Annotated in this window: 21 protein-coding genes; 15 read left to right on the plus strand and 6 right to left on the minus strand. The window is 38.2% G+C overall.

Translation table 11 applies throughout. The features are described from left to right. Positions 1–27 precede the first annotated feature (27 nt). Positions 28–321 (minus strand): rhodanese-like domain-containing protein, encoded by a 294-nt coding sequence (locus AC4PL9_RS02470; RefSeq protein ID WP_491603204.1) that lies wholly within the window; start codon positions 319–321, stop codon positions 28–30. Between the two features lie 132 nt (positions 322–453). Between AC4PL9_RS02470 and AC4PL9_RS02475 the strand changes: the two genes are divergently transcribed. The 6 genes from AC4PL9_RS02475 (at position 454) to AC4PL9_RS02500 (ending at position 4,682) form a co-directional block, all read left to right on the plus strand. Beyond that, on the plus strand, positions 454–729 hold the full coding sequence (locus AC4PL9_RS02475; protein ID WP_491603205.1) for a YbaB/EbfC family nucleoid-associated protein: 276 nt from the start codon (positions 454–456) through the stop codon (positions 727–729). A gap of 1 nt (position 730) precedes the next feature. Then, the gene (locus AC4PL9_RS02480) at positions 731–1,495 is read left to right on the plus strand and encodes a TSUP family transporter (RefSeq protein WP_491603206.1); all 765 of its coding nucleotides are present in this window, start codon (positions 731–733) and stop codon (positions 1,493–1,495) included. Continuing rightward, the gene (locus AC4PL9_RS02485) at positions 1,492–2,043 is read left to right on the plus strand and encodes a 5-formyltetrahydrofolate cyclo-ligase (protein ID WP_491603207.1); all 552 of its coding nucleotides are present in this window, start codon (positions 1,492–1,494) and stop codon (positions 2,041–2,043) included. The genes AC4PL9_RS02480 and AC4PL9_RS02485 overlap by 4 nt, the downstream gene beginning before the upstream one ends. Before the next feature lie 224 nt (positions 2,044–2,267). Further along, on the plus strand, positions 2,268–2,966 hold the full coding sequence (locus AC4PL9_RS02490) for a 16S rRNA (uracil(1498)-N(3))-methyltransferase (RefSeq protein WP_491603208.1): 699 nt from the start codon (positions 2,268–2,270) through the stop codon (positions 2,964–2,966). Then, the gene (locus tag AC4PL9_RS02495; RefSeq protein WP_491603209.1) at positions 2,963–3,643 is read left to right on the plus strand and encodes a DUF4159 domain-containing protein; all 681 of its coding nucleotides are present in this window, start codon (positions 2,963–2,965) and stop codon (positions 3,641–3,643) included. Before AC4PL9_RS02490 ends, AC4PL9_RS02495 begins: the two co-directional genes overlap by 4 nt. After that, positions 3,633–4,682, plus strand: coding sequence for a hypothetical protein (locus tag AC4PL9_RS02500; protein ID WP_491603210.1), 1,050 nt, complete (start codon positions 3,633–3,635; stop codon positions 4,680–4,682). The genes AC4PL9_RS02495 and AC4PL9_RS02500 overlap by 11 nt, the downstream gene beginning before the upstream one ends. Before the next feature lie 12 nt (positions 4,683–4,694). Here AC4PL9_RS02500 and AC4PL9_RS02505 read toward each other — a convergent pair whose 3' ends face one another. Beyond that, positions 4,695–5,216 carry a hypothetical protein gene (locus AC4PL9_RS02505; protein WP_491603211.1) on the minus strand — a complete coding sequence of 174 codons (522 nt, stop codon included), beginning with the start codon at positions 5,214–5,216 and terminating at the stop codon, positions 4,695–4,697. Positions 5,217–5,241: 25 nt separating this feature from the next. Here AC4PL9_RS02505 and AC4PL9_RS02510 point away from each other — a divergent pair, with 25 nt between their 5' ends. From AC4PL9_RS02510 to AC4PL9_RS02525, 4 genes are read left to right on the plus strand one after another with little or no spacing between them, the layout of a single operon-like run. Next, the gene (locus AC4PL9_RS02510) at positions 5,242–5,856 is read left to right on the plus strand and encodes an IMPACT family protein (protein ID WP_491603212.1); all 615 of its coding nucleotides are present in this window, start codon (positions 5,242–5,244) and stop codon (positions 5,854–5,856) included. Then, positions 5,856–6,788, plus strand: a complete 933-nt coding sequence (locus AC4PL9_RS02515) for a M20/M25/M40 family metallo-hydrolase (RefSeq protein WP_491603213.1) — start codon at positions 5,856–5,858, stop codon at positions 6,786–6,788. Before AC4PL9_RS02510 ends, AC4PL9_RS02515 begins: the two co-directional genes overlap by 1 nt. 9 nt (positions 6,789–6,797) lie before the next feature. After that, positions 6,798–8,039: a sensor histidine kinase gene (locus tag AC4PL9_RS02520; RefSeq protein ID WP_491603214.1), complete on the plus strand. Its 1,242-nt coding sequence runs from the start codon at positions 6,798–6,800 to the stop codon at positions 8,037–8,039. A gap of 28 nt (positions 8,040–8,067) precedes the next feature. Next, a complete protein-coding gene (locus tag AC4PL9_RS02525) occupies positions 8,068–8,628 on the plus strand; it encodes a CAP domain-containing protein (RefSeq protein WP_491603215.1) in 561 nt (186 codons plus the stop codon). Between the two features lie 4 nt (positions 8,629–8,632). On the opposite strand, the gene AC4PL9_RS02530 is transcribed toward AC4PL9_RS02525, so the two are convergent. Together AC4PL9_RS02530 and AC4PL9_RS02535 are read right to left on the minus strand one after the other, a co-directional pair. After that, positions 8,633–9,715 (minus strand): fatty acid desaturase family protein, encoded by a 1,083-nt coding sequence (locus AC4PL9_RS02530; RefSeq protein WP_491603216.1) that lies wholly within the window; start codon positions 9,713–9,715, stop codon positions 8,633–8,635. Between the two features lie 170 nt (positions 9,716–9,885). Continuing rightward, a complete protein-coding gene (locus AC4PL9_RS02535; RefSeq protein WP_491603217.1) occupies positions 9,886–10,653 on the minus strand; it encodes a YdcF family protein in 768 nt (255 codons plus the stop codon). Positions 10,654–10,712: 59 nt separating this feature from the next. Between AC4PL9_RS02535 and AC4PL9_RS02540 the strand changes: the two genes are divergently transcribed. Further along, on the plus strand, positions 10,713–11,672 hold the full coding sequence (locus tag AC4PL9_RS02540; protein WP_491603218.1) for a mechanosensitive ion channel family protein: 960 nt from the start codon (positions 10,713–10,715) through the stop codon (positions 11,670–11,672). A 122-nt stretch (positions 11,673–11,794) separates the two neighbouring features. Beyond that, the gene (holA, locus tag AC4PL9_RS02545; RefSeq protein ID WP_491603219.1) at positions 11,795–12,793 is read left to right on the plus strand and encodes a DNA polymerase III subunit delta; all 999 of its coding nucleotides are present in this window, start codon (positions 11,795–11,797) and stop codon (positions 12,791–12,793) included. 39 nt (positions 12,794–12,832) lie between these two features. Here the strand turns inward: holA and AC4PL9_RS02550 are convergent, their stop codons facing one another. Continuing rightward, positions 12,833–13,948, minus strand: coding sequence for a DEAD/DEAH box helicase (locus tag AC4PL9_RS02550; protein ID WP_491603220.1), 1,116 nt, complete (start codon positions 13,946–13,948; stop codon positions 12,833–12,835). 253 nt (positions 13,949–14,201) lie between these two features. On the opposite strand from AC4PL9_RS02550, the gene AC4PL9_RS02555 reads away from it, so the two are divergent. Next, on the plus strand, positions 14,202–14,651 hold the full coding sequence (locus tag AC4PL9_RS02555; RefSeq protein WP_491603221.1) for a hypothetical protein: 450 nt from the start codon (positions 14,202–14,204) through the stop codon (positions 14,649–14,651). 14 nt (positions 14,652–14,665) lie between these two features. Then, positions 14,666–16,513, plus strand: coding sequence for a T9SS type A sorting domain-containing protein (locus AC4PL9_RS02560; RefSeq protein WP_491603222.1), 1,848 nt, complete (start codon positions 14,666–14,668; stop codon positions 16,511–16,513). A gap of 73 nt (positions 16,514–16,586) precedes the next feature. On the opposite strand, the gene AC4PL9_RS02565 is transcribed toward AC4PL9_RS02560, so the two are convergent. Next, positions 16,587–18,968, minus strand: a complete 2,382-nt coding sequence (locus AC4PL9_RS02565; RefSeq protein ID WP_491603223.1) for a TonB-dependent receptor — start codon at positions 18,966–18,968, stop codon at positions 16,587–16,589. 249 nt (positions 18,969–19,217) lie between these two features. Between AC4PL9_RS02565 and AC4PL9_RS02570 the strand changes: the two genes are divergently transcribed. Next, positions 19,218–20,386: T9SS type A sorting domain-containing protein (locus AC4PL9_RS02570; protein ID WP_491603224.1), on the plus strand; the 1,169-nt coding region annotated here is incomplete at its 3' end.

Consider the following 20,386-nt stretch of genomic DNA (forward strand, 5'->3'; position numbering starts at 1 on the left):
CAGCTTTTTTCGCGTGCGAGATAGAAACTATTGCTGGTCTACCCAGGCCATAATTCCACCGTCCAGATTGTACAGGTTATCAAAGCCCTGAGATTCCAAAAAACCAATAACATTCGCACTTCTTGCCCCTGAACGACAGTGAATAACTACTTTTTTGTCCTTCGCTATTTCTTCCTGGCGTTCCATAATTTCACCCATAGGAATGTGATGAGCTCCCATATTGACTTCATCATATTCGTACTGTTCACGAACATCGATTAATTGGAAATCTTCTTTATTTTCCTGCATTGCCTTTAACTCGGCTACGTTTACTGACTTCATCTGATTTTTTATTTTTTACAAAAATAACGCTTTTCGATAAAACACTTCTACTTTCGTCCGGATGATCGGTCTGAAATTAATCCGGTATTTATTGTAATTTTGTTGAAAAAGCACAAAAGTATGTTTGGTAATATGATGGAAAAGCTGCAGGAAATGCAAAACGCAGTTGAGGTTTCAAAAAAGAAATTGGACGCTATTTCTGTTGAAGGAAAAGCAGAATATATCACAATTGAAATGACAGGAAACAGACGTATTAAAAATGTACGTATTTCATCTGAAAATCCCGTTGATACAGAAGAGCTTGAGGATTTACTGACAATTGCTTTCAACAGAGCTCTTGAACAAGCCGATAAAATTAATGAAACCGAAATGGCTAACAGTGCCCGAGGAATAATTCCAGGGATGTAATATGGAATGGATTACGATCATATTGATCTCTTTTTCCGCCAGCTTATTAACCTTTTTTTCCGGATTTGGACTGGGAACCATATTGACTCCGGTCTTTATTATTCTTTTCAAAGATATTCCTCTTGCTATCGGTGCAACTGCTATTGTACATATAACAAATAATCTTTTCAAATTCGGACTAATGCGCAAAGTGATCGACTGGCATGTCGGTTGGAGTTTTGCACTGACCGCTTTTTTGGGAAGTATATCGGGAGCTTTTCTTCTTCAACAAATCAGCAATTCGACCGTGTTTTCGACTCCGTTTTTACATATCGAAATAAGATGGATGAGTCTTATTTTAGGAGTAACATTACTTTTCTTTACACTACTTGAATTATTTGATAGTAAATTATTGAAGAAAAATCCTCCGGGACCTGTTACAGGAGGGTTAATTACAGGGATTATGGCCGGTCTGACAGGACATCAGGGAGCCCTGAGATCCGCTTTTCTACAGAAATACGGTTTTACTAAAGAAACGTTTATTGCAACGGGTATTTTTATCGCTCTGATAACAGACGCAGGGAGAATTCCTGTATATCTATCCAGAATTGAAAGTTCAATTATTTCCGAACACAGCCTGATTATCATACTAGCTATTCTGGCTGCTATTGCCGGGGCTCTTCTTGGGAGAAGACTATTGAAAAAAATAACGTTGAATTGGTTAAATCGTATGGTTTCCTACACCATTCTAATCTTTTCAGTTTGTCTAATACTCGGATGGTTATGACAAAGAAGGAATTGCGAAAATACTACAAAGCCCTACGTACCAATCTTTCTATTCAGGAAATTGAACAAGCGGGAGCTATTTTACGGAGCAAGATACTGGAAAAAATTCCCCCGAAAAGTAATGTAGCGATCTTTCTACCCATATCCAGTCATTCCGAATTGGATCTAACACCATTATTAACCAATACAGAGTACAGCTGGTATGCATCCCGATCGGAATTTACGACCAGAACCATGGAGTTCTATAAAGTGGATACAACTACCGAATTTGAAATAAATGAATGGAACATTCCCGAACCTCCTGAAAAGGGCAAAATTTCACCTTCCGAAATAGATGTTGTTGTTATACCTCTTTTGGTTTGTGATCTACAAGGGAATCGTATCGGTTACGGGATGGGATTTTATGACAATTTTTTAGCTCTGTGTAAAGAAAATTGTTTGAAATTAGGTATCAACTACTTCCCTCCCATCTCTTCAATAGCAGATGTTCGCAAAGATGATATAAAACTAGATGTACTACTCACACCTGAAAAGGACTATATATTCTAAAATATGAACAAAGGAAATCAGGGTCTATTTCACTTACTCACCATTCTTTTAATTCCGATAATTTTGGCCGTATTCTTTCTGGCTGAATCCATCATTTTCGGAATAATCTTATCAATCGCCTATGTAGTTCTGATTGTCTGGCTATTAAAACAGGGTAACAAAAATTAACAGCCCGACAACCCTGTTGTGTCTCAATTTACTTATTTTTACCCCAAACACAAAACATGCATCGTTTTTTCGTACCGGACATATCCAGTGACCAAAAAGTAATTATTCTACCCGAAGAAGAATCGAAACACGCTACAAAGGTTTTACGACTAAAAGAAGGAGATACTATTGAGTTAATTAACGGAAAAGGTGATTTATTTACGTGTGAACTTCTTCTGACCGGAAAACGTGCCGAAGTAAAAGTACTTCAACACCTGTTCGAAACGCCGGATAAACAAACGATACATATAGCCATTGCCCCGACAAAAAATATCGATCGTCTGGAATGGTTTCTTGAAAAAGCTACTGAAATTGGTGTTGATGAAGTGAGTTTAATACTCTGTGAGAATTCCGAAAGAAAAATTGTCAAAATGGAACGACTTGAAAAAATTCTTGTCAGTGCCACCAAACAAAGTAAGCGCTTATACAAACCAATCTTACATGATCTGCTTCCTTTTAAAACGTTTATAGAGCAAATTGAAAATGGTGGATTTATTGCGCATTGTGAAGAAAATATGAGTCGTACAGAACTCCGACAACATCCTATTCCTGAAAATTTTCTGATGTTGATTGGTCCTGAAGGAGATTTTTCTTCTGGAGAAATTGAACTGGCTCTTACAAAGAACTTTCAACCTGTTACGTTGGGAAAAAACAGGCTCCGCACGGAGACCGCAGGAGTTTATGTCGTATCTTTAGCGAAAACAGCAACAGCATGAAATCATTGATGATTTTAACAATATTGCTTACCACCTGGTTCGGAAATGCCTTTGGTCAAAAAGGGACTTATCAGGTTGGTGTATTAAAATACAGTGGTGGCGGGGATTACTATGCTAACCCTACCAGTCTTCCTAATCTTGTGGATTACGCCAACAAAAAAATGGCCGCAGGAATTGATGAAGAGACACCCTATGTTGAAGTAGGATCTCCTCAGTTGTTCTCTTTTCCTTTTGTCCACATGACAGGACACGGAAATGTTGTCTTTTCAGCTAATGATGTTTCAAACCTTAGAAACTATTTATTGGGAGGTGGATTTTTACATATCGACGATAATTATGGAATGGATCAATTCATTCGTCTTGAACTTCAGAAAGTATTTCCTGATAAACAACTGGTAGAATTACCGGCATCGCATGACTTGTTTCACGCTCCGTATGAATTTCCTTCCGGGTTGCCTAAAATTCATGAACATGATAGTAAACCTGCTCAGGCATTTGCTTTATTTCACGAAGGAAGAATGATTCTACTCTATACGTACGAAACAGACCTGGGAGATGGATGGGAAGATGAGCCCGTACATAATAACCCACCCGAAACCAGAGAAAGAGCCCTTAAAATGGGAACGAATATTCTTTACCACGCATTAGTGAAAGGAGGGTATGAAGATGAAAAATAAACTTTCGTTATGCCTTCTATTACTGAATTTTCTATGGATATCGGTATATTCTCAATCAGAAGCCCGTTTTCCAAAGAAGGAATCACGTCCGTATTTTAAACTTCTTCCTTATCCGAGAGGCTTTGAAAAAGACTCACTGGAGCACATGATGTCCTATCTATTAGAGAAACCGGGTAAAAACTGGAACAGAAAGGATTCGTTGCAATACATGTACACGTTAATCGGCTCAAGTAATTATGATCTTGCTTACAAGATATTTGAGCAACAAAGCCCGCTTGAGAACCTGACAGAAGATCAGTTTCATATTATTCAACACATGCTTTTGTACAAGTACAGGTATAAGGAGTACCATGAATGGCTAAAACTGGAAGAAGCTTATTTTCCTTACACGAAAAAACAGATTGAGATCCGAAGCAGAATAGCTGAAGTTAACCGAAAACAAGTTGACAGGGTTTGGTCTTTGAAAGACTCTGTTCTCTTCCCTGAATTGCTGGATCCCAGATGGAAATCTTATAAAAAAGGAAGTCAGGAATATCTGAGTATATTAGTTCCGCTACTTCGGGAATATGATGATGCTTTACGGGATGAAACAAAGTACGAAAGTTCCTCTAATCGTGCACTTTCCCTTGCTTTTTATGAATTTGGTAAATTCCTCAAAAAACAGGTGAGTCTTTCAGATGCATATATTGCTTATTCTATTGCCAGATATTACGACAAATACAACAATGACGTTGCTGTTGACCTGCGAGCCATCAAAAATGAAATGAATAAGCGTAATTACATCTTCCCCTCTATTCGCGAAATTTTTCCGAAGCAGAGAAAAGGAATTTTTAATTACAAAAAGATCATGGAGAAAAGAAAAGCACAACAAGACTCTACTCTTCATGCTGACTATCCGCCCTTAAAAATTGATCCGGATAAACTAGAAGATCCGGTGGTAAAAGGACTTTGGGATGAATTCATTCTTATCGGAGGATTGGTATTAATTCTGATTTGTGTTCTCGTTTTTATACGGATTGATAAGAAAAAACGAGGTTAGGTTCAGCTACTGTTAATTATACTTTAGCTGCAAAAAAGATCCGTTTTTCATTAGGATAGTATCCGCACCTTGTACATATCTAACCCGGAATAACCCAGAAAAATAGTTTTCTGTTTCTTTAAGATCCGTTACAATTACATGTGACTCCTGAGATAAGTAATTACTGTAAAGGTCCCCATTATACTCAAGCTTTGTATGTGTGCCGTCAATCAGCGGCCAAATCGTATCAGAAGTCATTTCAAAGTGAATTGAAAATTCTATTGAATCATTTACACCGGAGATAATCGCTTCTTCACCATTCATGACAACATAAGGATGAAGGAAAGAAATTTCCCGACCATGGAAGGTAGCAACCAATTGATTCGCTAACGGTTGTTCACAGGGAGCACAAGGACCTCCGCAATCAGCACTCGTTTCTCCATTATTCATAAAACCGTCCGAACAGTTCCCGGTCATTTTCTCTTCTTCTTTTTCACAGGAAAGGAAAACACTTCCGGCAAGTAATAAAACAGCAAATAATCCTAACTTTGTCATTACACAAAGATACATATTTATTTTTTTGGATTCGAAACATACATACAAGACAATACAAGCTCCTTCTGAGGCTATTTACAAGGAAAAAGGGTCTAAATTTCTGGCTTTTGCAGTACCCTGTACGACAGAAGAACAAATCAAAGAACAACTGGAAGTCTGGAGAAAAAGTCATTCACAGGCAAATCACGTTTGTTATGCGTACAAACTGGGCTTCAAAGGAGAGCAATACCGGGCAAATGATGACGGAGAACCATCTAATTCTGCCGGTCAACCAATTCTGGGTCAGCTGTCTTCTTTTGAAGTTACCAATGTTCTCATTGGAGTTGTACGGTATTTTGGCGGAACGAAATTAGGAGTCGGGGGGCTGATCCACGCTTACCGTACTTCTGCTAAAGAAGCACTTGAAAACGCAACCATTGAAACACGTTCTATTCAACAGATTCTTGAATTGCATTTCACGTATGAAGATATGCCTGCAGTAATGAATATTGTCAAACAGTCGGGAGCTAATGTCATGCGTCAGGATTTCGAGTTAGATTGTACCCTGACGGTCTCTGTTTCACCTTCAGACAAAGAAACTTTCTCGGAAAGATTTGAACTATTACGAACCGTAACAATAACAGATAAGGGATTAACATAATGATGGATTTTGAATTATTAGAAAAACTGGTTGCCGTTCGGGGAACCTCTGGAGATGAAAGTTCTATAAAAGAATTTCTGATTAATTATATTACTACTCATCAATCCAACTGGAAACAGCAACCGGAAATTATCCAGGGAGAGGAATTTCAGGATGCTATTATACTTGTATTCGGAAAACCTAAGACAGCCATTTTTGCCCATATTGACACCATTGGTTTTATGACCGGGTATGATAAAAACCTGATTAAAATCGGTGGTCCCAGAATAACAGATGGTATCCAACTTGTCGGAAACGACAGTCAGGGTGAAATAGAAACAGAACTACTCGTAATCGAAGAAGAAGACGGAAGTTCACATATAAATTATGTTTACGACCGTGAAATAGACCGGGGAACTCCCCTTTCTTTTAAACCTGATTTCAGACTTACGGATGCGTATGTCCAAAGTCCTTATATGGATAACCGTTTGGGCGTATGGGTTGCTCTGCAGGTAGCAAAAGGACTTGAAAACGGGATCATCGTGTTTTCCACTTATGAAGAACATGGTGGTGGGTCAGTAGGTTTCCTGGGGAAATACATTTACGAAAACTATAATGTAAGACAAGCGCTCATTTCCGATATTACCTGGGTGACTGATGGTGTTCATCATGAAAAAGGCGTTGCAATAAGTATGCGTGACAGTGGAATTCCCAGAAGAAAGTATCTCAACAGAATTATTGATATCGCAAAAGCTTCGTCCGTTCCTTTCCAATTGGAGGTAGAATCTGCCGGAGGGAGTGACGGAACAATGCTTCAAAAGACCGATCTTCCTTTCGACTGGTGCTTCATTGGTGCCCCGGAGGACAATGTACACTCCCCTGACGAAAAAGTAGCTTTATCCGACATACAATCTATGATTGATTTATACCAACTATTAATGAAGAAATTATAATTTCGCTTCATGTCGGACAAGATCAAGAACTATTTTCTGGGCAGTATATTGTCAAAAACAGAAAGTCTTCACGAAGAATCCCGAATTATATTATTCTATAACCTTCTACTGACTGTTTCTTTTATGTCAGTATTATCGGTTTTTATCTCTTTGATCATAGGAACCCTCCCCGTTATACTTCCCTCTCTAGGTCACGCAGGACTCTCTCTGTTTGCACTCTATTCGCTACGTTGGTGTAAATCAGTAAAAAAACCTGCTTTGGTTTATTTCTCCGCATTGTACTTACTTTTAATAGGGAACTTATATTTCAATGATGCAACCGCTCATATCGGAACACCATTTTGGATTATCCTACTTAATATTTTTGTGATTTACACACTTGGTATACGTTGGGGTGTTGTTTTCCTTCTGCTTTCAGCAATCGGATTTATCTATTATCTCCATGCAATTCTTCCCCGGATAATGGATATATTACCTACCTTGTCCAGTGCAACCTATTCTTCGGTCTATTACGAGACTATTTTCGCCCTTTTTTTACTGGGGTATATCATTAATACAATTCTCAACAGTAGCAAAAAGTCGGATGAACTCCTGAAAAGGCGAAATGAAGAATTAATTCGTCAAAACCAGGAAATTATTGATCGTGATATAGAGAAAACAGTACTTCTTAAAGAAATTCATCACAGAGTAAAAAATAACCTTCAGGTTATTACGAGTTTACTCAGGCTTCAGATGAGAGAATTAAAACACGAAGAATCCATTTCGAAGTTTCGGGACAGCATCAACCGGGTACTGACTATGGCGTTGATTCATGAAAAAATTTATAAGAGTGAAGGCCTTTCCAAAGTCAATCTCGAAGAGTATTTCAGAGAGCTATCCCAGGATCTCATTAAATCTTATCAAATAGACTTTCAGGTTCAGCTTAACTACCTTTTTGAAGTTGAGAAAATCGGATTAAAATCGATCGTTCCTCTGGCTTTGATTTTTAACGAATTATTCTCAAATTCACTCAAACATGCCTTTGCATCTTCAACACCTCCTTTTCTGATTACTTTAGAATTAAGAAATTCCGACAAAGGTTATTTTGAATTTACCTACTCGGATAACGGGAAGTGGAAACAGCCCGGAAGTGATTCTACATTTGGTTTGGAATTAATTGACTCGCTCACGGATCAACTTGAAGGAGAATTATCATTTGAGTCTTCTCCTGAAACCATCTATCGATTTAAAATTAAGCATCTTAAATCGTAATTTTTTAATTGAATTACGTTATATGCTTATGAAATGTACATTCTCTATTTTTTTACTACTCTTTCCCTTGCTTCCTTTTGTTTCCTTTACACAACAGGAACAGGAGCAAGAATTACTTAAATTGATCAATTACTGTCGAACAAGTCCCGATGAATTTTCACAAAAAATAGCTCTTCCCTATTTAGATGAAAAAGGAATGACCAACCTAAAAGAAAGTAAATCACTTATCCGGACACTTCTCAAAATGCCTCCTCTATCACCTCTCCGAATGACAGACGATCTAAATAAGATGGCTAAAGAGTATGCTATTGAAATGGGAAAAAAAGGTTTTACTGGTCATCGATCATTTACTTCCCGGTTTAAGAACAACAAGATAAAATATGACTTTACCGGGGAGAATTGTTCATACGGATACAATTCTGCATTGGATATTATAATGCAATTATTAATTGATAAAGGTATTCCCGATTACGGACACCGCAAAAACCTTCTAAGTAACGACTTTCAGTATACCGGCATATCCATTCAACCTCATAAAAAAAGCGAATGGACATGCGTCATTGAATTCGGAGGGATAATGAGAGACTAAGCTACTAAGCTCTTCCCAATCTATTAAGCAGTTTTAAGTGTGCAAAAATAGCTCCTGCAAAAGTTCTGTGGTAATTGTACCTGTATCCGTACTCTTCAGCTGTTTCCTTAACAATAACTGAAATCTTCGAATAGTGAATGTGCGAAATATCAGGAAACAAATGGTGTTCTATCTGATGATTCAAGCCTCCTACAAACCAGGTAAGCACCTTATTCCAATTTTCAAAATTCGCTGTAGTAGACAATTGGTGAACCGCCCAACTACTTTCCGGATTACTCGTCTCATGAGATTCAACCGTAATAAACTCGGCTTCAGGAACAACATGAGCACTCTGGAAAACAAAAGCAAGAATTGAACCTGCAACAAAATGAAGAATTAGAAAACCGATCATCCAATGCCACCAAACAACATCTGTAAATACAATCGGAACAACAATAATGTAAAAAAGATACACCACCTTAAAAATAACCAGACGCGTCATTTCCTTCTGTAAATTTGTTTTCTGGGCTTGTAGCAAGTTCATTTTATTATACTTGATCAGCTCTTTAAAATTCTTTGCTGATACCCATAGTAAAGTCATTAACCCATAAAAGAACCAGGCATAAAACACTTGAAACCTATGTATTTTCTTCTTGGGAGCATTGGGTGAAAAACGAAGAAATCCCGGAGCATCAATATCCTCATCCATCCCGTGTACATTGGTGAAACTATGGTGAAGTACGTTGTGCTGAATTTTCCAGGTAAGACTACTTCCTCCCAGAAGCTCCATAGAGTACCCCATTAGTTTATTGATCCATCCTCTTTTTGCAAATGACCCGTGTACGGCATCATGCATAACTGAAAGACCGATAACAGCCATTCCAACTCCCATAACTGCTGTTGCCAGAATAACCGGAACAAAACTCTGTATAACACCTGTAAGAACCAGTATATAAGGCACAAAATATATTGCAAGAAGAACTGGCACTTTCAACGATATTTTCCAGCTTCCTGTCTTGTCTTTTTCATTTTCTTTAAGATAAGCGTTAACTCTTTTAGTTAATTCTTTCGAAAACTCATCTCTTTTTGTCAATTTCAAATACTCCATACTACACATTAAAACTCTGCAACTGGCAGAGTATTGTAAAGTTACTTATTTAAAACGCGGCTTCCTTTTAATTCTTGTTCTATTCTATATATTATTAGACGAGCAGCCATAAATACCTGATGAAAACAGATTAAACAGGTGTAACCTTGCTTTTTTAACCAAAATAAGTGTTACAAATACCCTGCCATAGAATATGCGATATATCCAAACCATTCATGCGTAAGTGCATACCAATCCAACAGTGTCGAAAATGACGGGATAACATATTCATCCCAATGATAACTTCTTGATGGGCCGGTATAATGATCCGTCGAATAGGGTGTTGCCTCTACTCCCTGCAATCTGAAACAAGCCAGAGCTCGCTTCATATGTACAGCACTCGTTACCAGTACTATTTTACTTTTTTTCAATCCATTACTCTCTAAAACCCGTACTGAGTTTACTGCATTTTCGTACGTATTCTTAGAGAGAGAGTCGATCAATATATCTTCCGGTTTCACTTTTAGTTGAATGAGTTCTTCTCTAAATCGAAGAGCTTCATTCAGCCCTCTGTCTATTACATACCCCTCATCTCCTGCAAGAAGTATCTTACCTACCTTTCCCTGATGATAAAGTAACAGAGTCTGCCAAATTCGATCTCCACCTCTTCTCAGACTCAATCTTCCCAGATCATTGTTGTATTCTGCCATTCCTCCCAGCACAATAGCAACATCATGGTAACTCAAATCTTCTGTCCTGACACCTTCTGTTTCCCAAACGCGAACAAATTCTTTAAAAATAAATGTATTGGTAAAAAATATGGCAAGGATGACCCCTGTCCTGAATAACCCTGTTTTCCATTTCAGATTCCTGAAAAAATAGGAAAGTAGAATAAATAGTAAGATCCAAAATCCCGGAAATGCGAAAAAGTGAAATATTTTAGAGAGTACAAAAAACATATTCCAATTGATTTTGAATTGCAGCTTTAAGCAACTATTTTTGCGTAAAAATAACGATTATGCCAAATACACAAGACACAATTCATAATTCTATCAGTCAGGTAGCTGATACTGTTCAGGCCATGAATGATACGGCTGAAAAAGCTGTTCCTGCCGATAGTATTCCGAAAGTCCTTAAAGCTCTCGAAAATCCGGTAGAACTTATGTCACCGGGATTCTGGTTAGAAGCAAAAGACTATATCATCGATTTCGGAATTCGTTTGGGAACAGCGATTCTGATTTTTGTTATCGGTTTCTGGATCGCTAATCAGGTTAAAAAAGGGATTTCCCGTGTGTTCGAACGCAGAAATCTTGAGCCGTCCCTGCGCTCTTTCTTAAAAAGTCTTATTACTGGTGCATTAAAAGTGTTAGTGATTATTACTGCATTATACCAGTTAGGAATTGAAATGACTTCCTTTGTTGCTCTTTTAGGAGCAGCGGGACTTGCTATTGGTATGGCATTTTCGGGAACTCTTTCAAATTTTGCCGGAGGAGTCATCATACTACTTTTCAAACCTTATCGAGTAGGTGATTTTGTTCAAATGCAGGGAGAAACAGGAACTGTCAAAGAAATCCAGATTTTCCATACGATAATGAATACAACGGATAACAAACGTATTATTCTACCCAACGGACCTATCGCCAATGGAAATATTACCAACTTCACGATGGAAAATATACGACGTGTTGATTTCAGCTTCGGTATTGCGTATGGAGACAATTTTAAAATTGCCCGCGATACGTTGTTACAATATATAAATGAAGATAAAAGAATATTAAAAGATCCGGAACCTTTCATAGGGTTAGGATCATTAGGAGACAGTTCGGTAAATATTACAGTACGAGTTTGGGCTAAAACAGAAGAATACTGGGATGTATTCTTCGATATGAACGAACGTGTATACAATGAATTCCCTGAAAAAGGACTCAGTATCCCTTTTCCTCAAATGGACGTTCACCTTCATCAGGAAACCAAATAATGATAACCATTAGAAGATAATAGAAAAGGTTGTGAACGATTCACAACCTTTTTCTTTTTCACCACTACTCTCTCTCGATTCCTCCATTCTTTGGTTATATTTGTAACACGAATTTTGGTTCTATGGACTATAAAGCTGTCATCAAAGAAATAAGAGATAAGAAGTATCGACCGGTGTATTTTCTGCATGGGGAGGAGCCTTATTTTATAGATGCTATCAGTAAAGTTATTGCGGAAGAAGTACTGGATGAAAGCGAACGTGATTTCAATCAGTCAGTTGTTTACGGTAAAGACTGTGATCCGTATCAGATTGTGAGTCTTGCCAAACAATTCCCGATGATGTCCGACAGACAGGTTATTATTATTCGTGAAGCACAGGATATCAGAAATTGGGATGCTTTTGAGTCCTATTTTACTTCTCCACAACCCTCTACTCTTCTGGTTATCTGTCATAAATATAAGAAGTTTGATTCCCGCAAAAAGGTGTTCAAAGCTTTAGGGAAAGATAATGTCACATTTTTAAGTGAAAAAGTACGGGATTATCAGCTCACTTCCTGGATTAGCAAATATGTGCAGGAAATAGGATACGGAATAACAGATAAAGCAGCCAGTTTGTTAGCTGAATTTCTGGGGAATAATCTCGGTAAAATAATCAACGAACTCGATAAACTCTCAATTCTACTTGAAAAGGGAACAAAGATAAACGATGTACATATTGAGGAAAATATCGGAATCAGTAAAGACTATAATGTATTCGAACTGGTTAATGCCATTGGAGAATTAAACATTCTTAAGGCAAATAAAATCATTCAGTATTTCGAACAGAACCCAAAAGCGGCTAATATTGTAGTGATTATTCCGAACCTTTTTACTTTTTTCCAGCGTCTTATGATGATTCATTTCCTGGCTAATAAATCTCCCGATAACGTAGCCATGAATTTAAAGGTGCCGAACTTTGTTGCTAAAGAGCAAATTCGTTATTCGAAATTATTTCCCCCAAAAAAAATTGCGCAAAACATTAGCTTCTTACGGGAGTATGATCTTAAATCCAAAGGTTTGGGTGCGGGAAACACCTCTCAGGGAGAACTGCTGAAAGAACTGGTCTATTTGCTTACGCACTGATTTTTCTGTTAGCAAATTAGAAAACAGGAAATCATCAACTCAGGTAACCTGAATAAAATCAATTACCAGTTTCTCTTGTAAAAACTTAAATTTTCTCATATCCTGAGGAGTCACAAAAGCAATTGAAATGCCCCGCTTTCCGGCGCGCGCTGTCCTTCCACTTCTATGGGTATAAAATTCTGCCTGATCCGGCAAATTATAATGAGCAACAAAAGCCAGATTATCAATATCAAGTCCCCGGGCAGCCATATCTGTTGCTACAAGTAGCCGGAATTTCTTCGCCACAAAACCTCTCATCACTTTGTCCCGTTCCTTTTGTGTAAGATCACCATGCAATTGATCCGCTTCGAAGCCCTTGGCCAATAACATTTCGTTGACAGTTTTCGCATCTCCCTTTGTCCGGACAAAAATAATACCCCGTGCATTCCCCATTGCCTTGAGAAAAGTGGTTAACATATAGGGTTTTTCGTGTTTTTCACAAAGAACATATTGATGCTCTATCAACGGGTTTATGACTTCGGCTTTGTTTCCTACACGCACAGAAGGAGTTCCTTTCTCCATATACGTAGAAATAACTTCCTGTAAACCATGTGGAATAGTTGCAGAAAAAAGCCATATTTTACGAAAATCATTTGTTTTTGTAAGGATTCTATCAATTTCCTTTTTAAATCCCATTGCCAAAATTTCATCTGCTTCATCCAAAATAAACTGATGAATTCCGGAAAGATCTACTACACCTTTATTCATCAACTCTACCAATCTTCCGGGTGTGGCGACTAATACTTGTGTAGGACGTGACAGACGCTGTATCTGTACCTGAATATCTTCCCCTCCATAAACCGATTCAACAAAAACTTTCGAACAATACTTCGAATATTTAAAGACCGCCTTAGCATTTTGTCTACATAACTCTCGTGTAGGGCATAAAATAACCGCCTGAATACGTCTATTGGCCGGATCGACTCTTTCCAGAACCGGGACAACAAAAGCTACCGTTTTACCTGTTCCGGTTTGTGCCTGCCCCACAAAATCAGTTTTTTGATGAATCAAAACAGGAAGAGACTTTTCCTGAATCTCTGTGGGTGTATGAATTCCCAACTCTGATAAACCTCTACAGACTCTATCTGATACACCAAGTTCCTGAAACGTCGACATGCTATTCTAAAATAATTTTGCACCAAAGATAGTCAGAAAACACCATCTCATGAGGATCGTGTCTTTGAATTACAAATTGATTCAATCATCTTTAGTTTAAACCCAAAATCAGAATTAATTAAAAGTCCTTTCTGATCGTACTTATTTTGTATACACTTTTTTATCACTAAAAAACCATTTTCCTGTTAAAAAATTTTTGCTATATTATTAATTAGTGTAAATTGCTCCCCAAACCAGTAGTAGTAAATTAATTATGAAAACAAAAATCATGGTGGTTTTAGCCTTTATTTGGCTGAAATCACTTCCTTCAAGCGCGCAATCGCCTGAAATTGCCAATTGGTTAAACCTTCACCCCGAAGTTGAAGCCATTTCTCAGGAAAGATGGGATTCATTTAATGATCAACAAACAGCTTTCTTCAAGACCAGACCTCTGATCATATTCCAGAATGAAATTACTATTGCAGATATTAATACGTACGCTGCAAAAAAAGGAATTTCCGGAATTACCACTGAAAAAAGCAATGTTACCGATGCAGTTATCAAAGATTGGGTAAAGAATCATCCTGACGTTAAAATCATTCGCAACTCGGAGTTACGTAAAATGTCTTCCGAAAAGATTGAATTTTATCGGGAATGCTCTCAATGCCTGATCCTTTCCGGTGACGAGATCTCCTTAGATGATATTAACAGATTTGGACTTTAAAATTTTAACCTAAAATGAAAAAAGCAACGCTTATCGCTTATGCGATATTATTTTCTATTTCATCCATCTATTCACAAAGTAATGACTGTGTCACTTCAGGAGCAGGAGAATTAACGGTAGGAACTTCCTGCTCTCCGGTAACATTCAATTCCTCTAACAACACAAAATACTGGAATTCGGCTTCTGGATGTAGTGGATCTAATAATGATGATGCCTGGGGATGGTTTACAGCAACTTCCAGTTCAACAACCATCACTTTCACACCAAGTAACACGGGACACGATGCAATTCTACACCTTTTCACAGGATCATGTTCTACCGGAATGAGCGCGTTAACCTGTTCAAACTCCGGAGGGGACGGAGCCAGCGAAACAATTACTTACGCAACGACTCCGGGACAGGTATACATGGTTCGTGTTCAGAGAAATAGTAGTAATCAAACTATGAATGGTACAATCTGTGTGTATAATTCTGCTCCTGTGAGTATTTGTAATAACCTGACAGTTTCCACAACAAATTTCTCACAAACAGGTCTTACAACTTGTGGTGCCGGGAATGATTTCACTTCTTCGGATGTTTGTGAAGACAGTTATATGAACGGAGATGATTTTGTAATTGAATATACACCGACAACAACGGAGTGTGTATCCATCAGTTTGACAAATACGGATATTTATACAGGTATATTTGTTACGGATGAATGTCCGTCAAGTCCTACAGCAACCTGTTTAAGTTCTGTGACGAATAGTAACGGAAATCCTACTCTGGCAGGTCTCAGTATCACAGCCGGACAAACATACTACCTCACAGTATCCACATGGCCTTCCCCGCAATGTACCCCATTTGATATTACAATAAGCACCATCACATGTCCTGTTGTTCCTACGAATGTAACATGCGGAGCCATGAACCCGATTTGTTCAGGGTCTCCTATTGCATTTACAGCTGCTGCTGACGGAAGCGAAGCTGAGTTAGGAAATAATTACGATTGTCTGGATTCTCAACCCAACCCCAGTTGGTATTATCTGGAAATATCGCAGGCAGGAGATCTTGTGATTGACATTACTGCACCTGATGATGTGGACTATGCAATTTGGGGGCCATTCACCGACCTGGCTAACGCACAAGCGAATTGTGGCTCCTATTCTTCTCCCGTAGATTGTAGCTTTTCGTCCTCTGAAACAGAACAGGCATTTGTCAGTGGAGTTTCTGTAGGAGAAGTATATGTACTATTGGTAACCAACTACGCTGATGTCGTTCAAACTATTTTCGTTAGTGAAGCCGCATCGAACTCCGCAGCAACGGACTGCTCAATTGTACCACTGCCTGTTGAACTGGTTAATTTTGAAGTTTCAAAACTCGAAAACCACAACTTGTTGTCCTGGCGAACCAAGACAGAGTTGAATAATGACTATTTTATTGTTCAACGCTCTTTGGATGGTGAATTATGGGAAACTATTGGTTTTGTTGATGGTAATGGTACTTCAAATGTTGAACACATTTACTACTTCGAAGACCGAATAATCGAAAGGGGTATTTGTTATTACCGATTTAAACAAGTCGATTTTGACGGTGCATTCCAGTTTTCTCCGATTCGGTCAATAAACCGATCAAAAGAAAATAACAGTACGGATCTTTATCCTGTTCCTTCACACGGTGGATTTACTATAGCCAGTTCCGGTAAAACAATAAAAGAGGTCTTGATTTCAGATATTTCAGGTCGTAAAATACCTGTTCAGATTATGCAGAAAACAGATACTTCCTTTAAAGCTGAACTAGCTAAAAATGCGGAAGGTATTTATAATGTAATCATTATCTATGAAGACGGTAGTGAAGAAATTCGAAAGCTAATTGTTGAATAGTCACGAATTTCTGGTATATAAAAACGGGGTATGGAAAATTCCATACCCCGTTTTTCTTACCTGATTAGTTCTATCACTTTAGCGTATACATCAGCTGTACCATAAAGTGACGTGGAGCCTGAATATCCCCCGGACGTGTCATTATTTCCTCATTAAACACATTGTTTACCATGAAATTGAAGTGATAGCGCTCTTTATAAGAATATCCCACACGCATATCAAATGCCAGACCTCCCTTTTGATTACGCTCGCGATATCCTTTTAATCCGGGAAGAATTTCCGTTCCCGCAATATTTTCTTCAAACACCCTGTCAATATTTCGGACGTGACTGTTATAACGACATGATACACCTAATTTGAACCCCTTATAGCGACCTTCAACATCTCCTTTTATTAGATGCTTGAATCGGTATTTGAGAATATTTGTAGTTGTATCCGAAAATGTCGATCTGTACTCTGCATTATCATTGAGACTGATTGGATTCATATACGTATATCCCACCAGAGCAATAAGATCCACATCACCAATTTTTCCTTCACTGTTAAAGGAAACCTCAAACCCGGTTATTTTTGCCTTTTCTGCATTCTGTGCCTGAAACCCTAATAACTGGGCAACCGAATACCCTTCATTTAATAAGTCAAAGTACTCATTCAAATCATCCGGATTATTTATATCAATCGGCTGGTAGGTCTTTGGATTGAACAACCCGAACGCAAATTCAATCATATCATCGTATTGATTGATGAAACCTGCCACATCGAGCATTCCTTTCCATTTACCAATACGAAATACCTGTCTTGCACCAATCTCTGCAGCCCACCCTGTTTCACGATTCAGATTTGGATTTGGAAAAATATTTAATGCTCCTACATTAGTAAACGTATATCTTTCGGCAACAGAAGGATAACGCACTCCCTGACCAAAGGAAGCTCGCAAAAAAGTACCTTTAAACAGTTGATAATTGGCCGCTGCCCGTACAATCGGATAGATGGGAGATTTGTATTTATCATTTTTCCCAAAATAGTAATACGAGTCTCCCTGTCGTTTATTTTGTTCAAAAAACTCACCCCTTATTCCACCGGTAAGTATAAGTTTTTTCCATAATCTTTGTTCATACTGCAAGTAAACAGCCGGATTAATAGATGTATTTGTTCCAAACAGATTCGCTTTTACCGTAACATACGTATTCGAAATTCCCGTCGTTAACACTCCTCCCCATTTGTTTTTATTTTGAAACTGATAATCGGCAAAATAGGTAACAGATCCGTTATCCTGATCCGGATTATTCACCGTCTGATTATCGATGTAATACACCCGGGTACGAAGGTTATGCGTATTTCCTTTTTTATCAATGTACTTAACATAAGGGTCTACATTCAATCGATATCCTCTGTTTAAGATAACTGTTGAATTAGAGTCCGTATAGTCCCCTCCTCCACTCGGTGTATAAGCCAGAGAATCATTTTCCCAAATGATATACAAACCTGATTTCACCCATTGAAAATTATACCCTACTCCTGCTTTTAGTCCTTTTACCTTCTGAGGTCTGTAAAAGAAAGTCCCGCTGATTCTTCCGCGGGCCTGTGTTTCTCCCTCCCGGTATCCCTGATCCGAAAATCCATGCCCGGCAACTGTAAATCCGAATCGTTTGTACATTTTCCCATAATAAACATCAGCAAACCCAAGCATTGGGTTCTTCGACCACCATTTCAAACTACTTCGCTTTGGATTATCATATATCCCCCCCTGTAACTTTACACGTAATTCGCCATCTACCGAAGGCTCACGTTCCGATAAAGAAATAACTCCATTTAAAGCTCCACTTCCATACAAGACAGAAGAAGCTCCTTTTATCACTTCAATCTGAGAGACATTTTCAATCGGAATGGCATTAAATTTCACATCTCCAACATCACCTGTTAGTAACGGCATTCCTTCCCACAACAACATCACACGCGACCCAACACCATAAGCAAATCCACTACCTCCCCTTATACTGATTTGTCCATCCATAGCATATACTCCGGGGCTTTGATCAACAGCTCCTTCCAAGTCCACAAACCCCTTACTTTCAATCAGATCGGATTTAATAATCTCCATAGATATGGGAACTTCTTCCAACTCCTGCTCTCTTCTTCCGGCAGACACTACCACCGTAGATAATATGCGATCTGATGATTTCAGACGAATAGTGATTGCTGACGGTTTCTCCACAAGAGTTGTATCAGTTTCATAACCTATATAGGTTGTAATTAGTTGAACAGGAAAAGTAGAACTATTCAATTTAAAATTGCCGTCAAAATCAGTAATAGCTTTCGCTCCATTAGTAATTTCCATACGAGCTCCAACGACCGGTTCATTGTTTTTCGCATCAATAACTTTCCCCGTAATATTTTGGGCGTGAAAACAAAAAGAAGACATACCCATTACACAAGCCAGTAAAGTTTTTTTCATAAAGTTTCATAGTATAGCATTAATTGTGCCCTATCATACAACAGCTCAATTAACAATAGTTTAATCCGATTCTTTCATAATAAGTCGTCACCAAAATACATATTATTTCTAAAAAACAACGCTATTCCTGTTGACGTAACTAAATAATTCTTTGCATATCCTGTGAAGAGGATCAGGTTGAAAAGAAAACTATTTTTTCTCACAGAATTAAAAAAAGAATATATTTGAATGAATTAATGATTAGAAATTATGAAGAAACTATTACTGCCTGTATCGATTGCTTTTTTCGGTATAAACCAAACATTTGCTCAATGTACGCCTGTTGATTGCTCTGCTACGCTAGAGGCATATGGTGGTGTTTGTGATACCATGATGCTGGATGGAACTGTCAACCAATCCTACTCTGATTTTGAATCTTTTGTCCTTACTCCTAATTGTTTTGATGCCGGAATGATTGATCCCGGTCAGACTGGTGTGGAAATAAAAATTACCAATATTGATAATTTTTCATACTCCGGTTTTCCCAATGGTGTATCGGGTCAGACCAATCAGTCATCCTACCAGTCAGGGAGTTCAAATACGCTTGGCTGTCTTGCAGTCAGTGGAACACCAACAGAAATAGGTGTTTTTAATCTTACCATGACATTTTTGGCTGATGTGCAATTATGCGGAGCGATACCTGCTCCCATCAATGATAATGAGGCGAGCTATGTATTATGGATGACCGTTAAGCCTGTTGCTACTTTTAGCGGGTTAAGCCAGGAATATTGTGTTACAGACGGACCTGTAAACCTGAGTATTACAGGTACAACAGGAGGAACACTTTCAGGTCCTGGAATAACAGGAACAACTTTCAATCCTTCTACTGCAGGCCCCGGAACACATGAAATTAAATATGTCGTTTCCAAACAAGAAGGAGCCGCTATTGCTCCGGCTGCTGACAGCATGATTGTAACCGTAAATGTTTATAACGCAGGAACTACTTTTTACCAGGATGCGGATAATGACGGATATGGAGATATTAATTCTACCATTCAAGCCTGCACACCTCCAACAGGTTTTGTAAATAACAGTCTGGATTGTGATGATTCTGATCCTACTATCTATCCGGGAGCAGTAGAAATACCAGAAGACGGTATTGATCAGGATTGTGACGGCTCTGATGCTTTCCTGAGTATTGAAGAATTATCCAGTGAATTGCTTACTATATATCCGAACCCAACCAATGGTAGCTTAAAAGTAGATTTGGGTAATCTCATTATGCAGGAGATTCAGATTCTTGATCTGAATGGAAGAATTGTTCACTCCGTAAGTGTCCAGTCTTCATCAATTGAATTGGATGTACAAAACCTGAACAATGGAATTTATATTTTATCTGTTTCCGTTGAAGGAAGTTTACTTCAAAAGAAAATTATCGT

Source organism: Wandonia sp., from assembly GCF_984588085.1.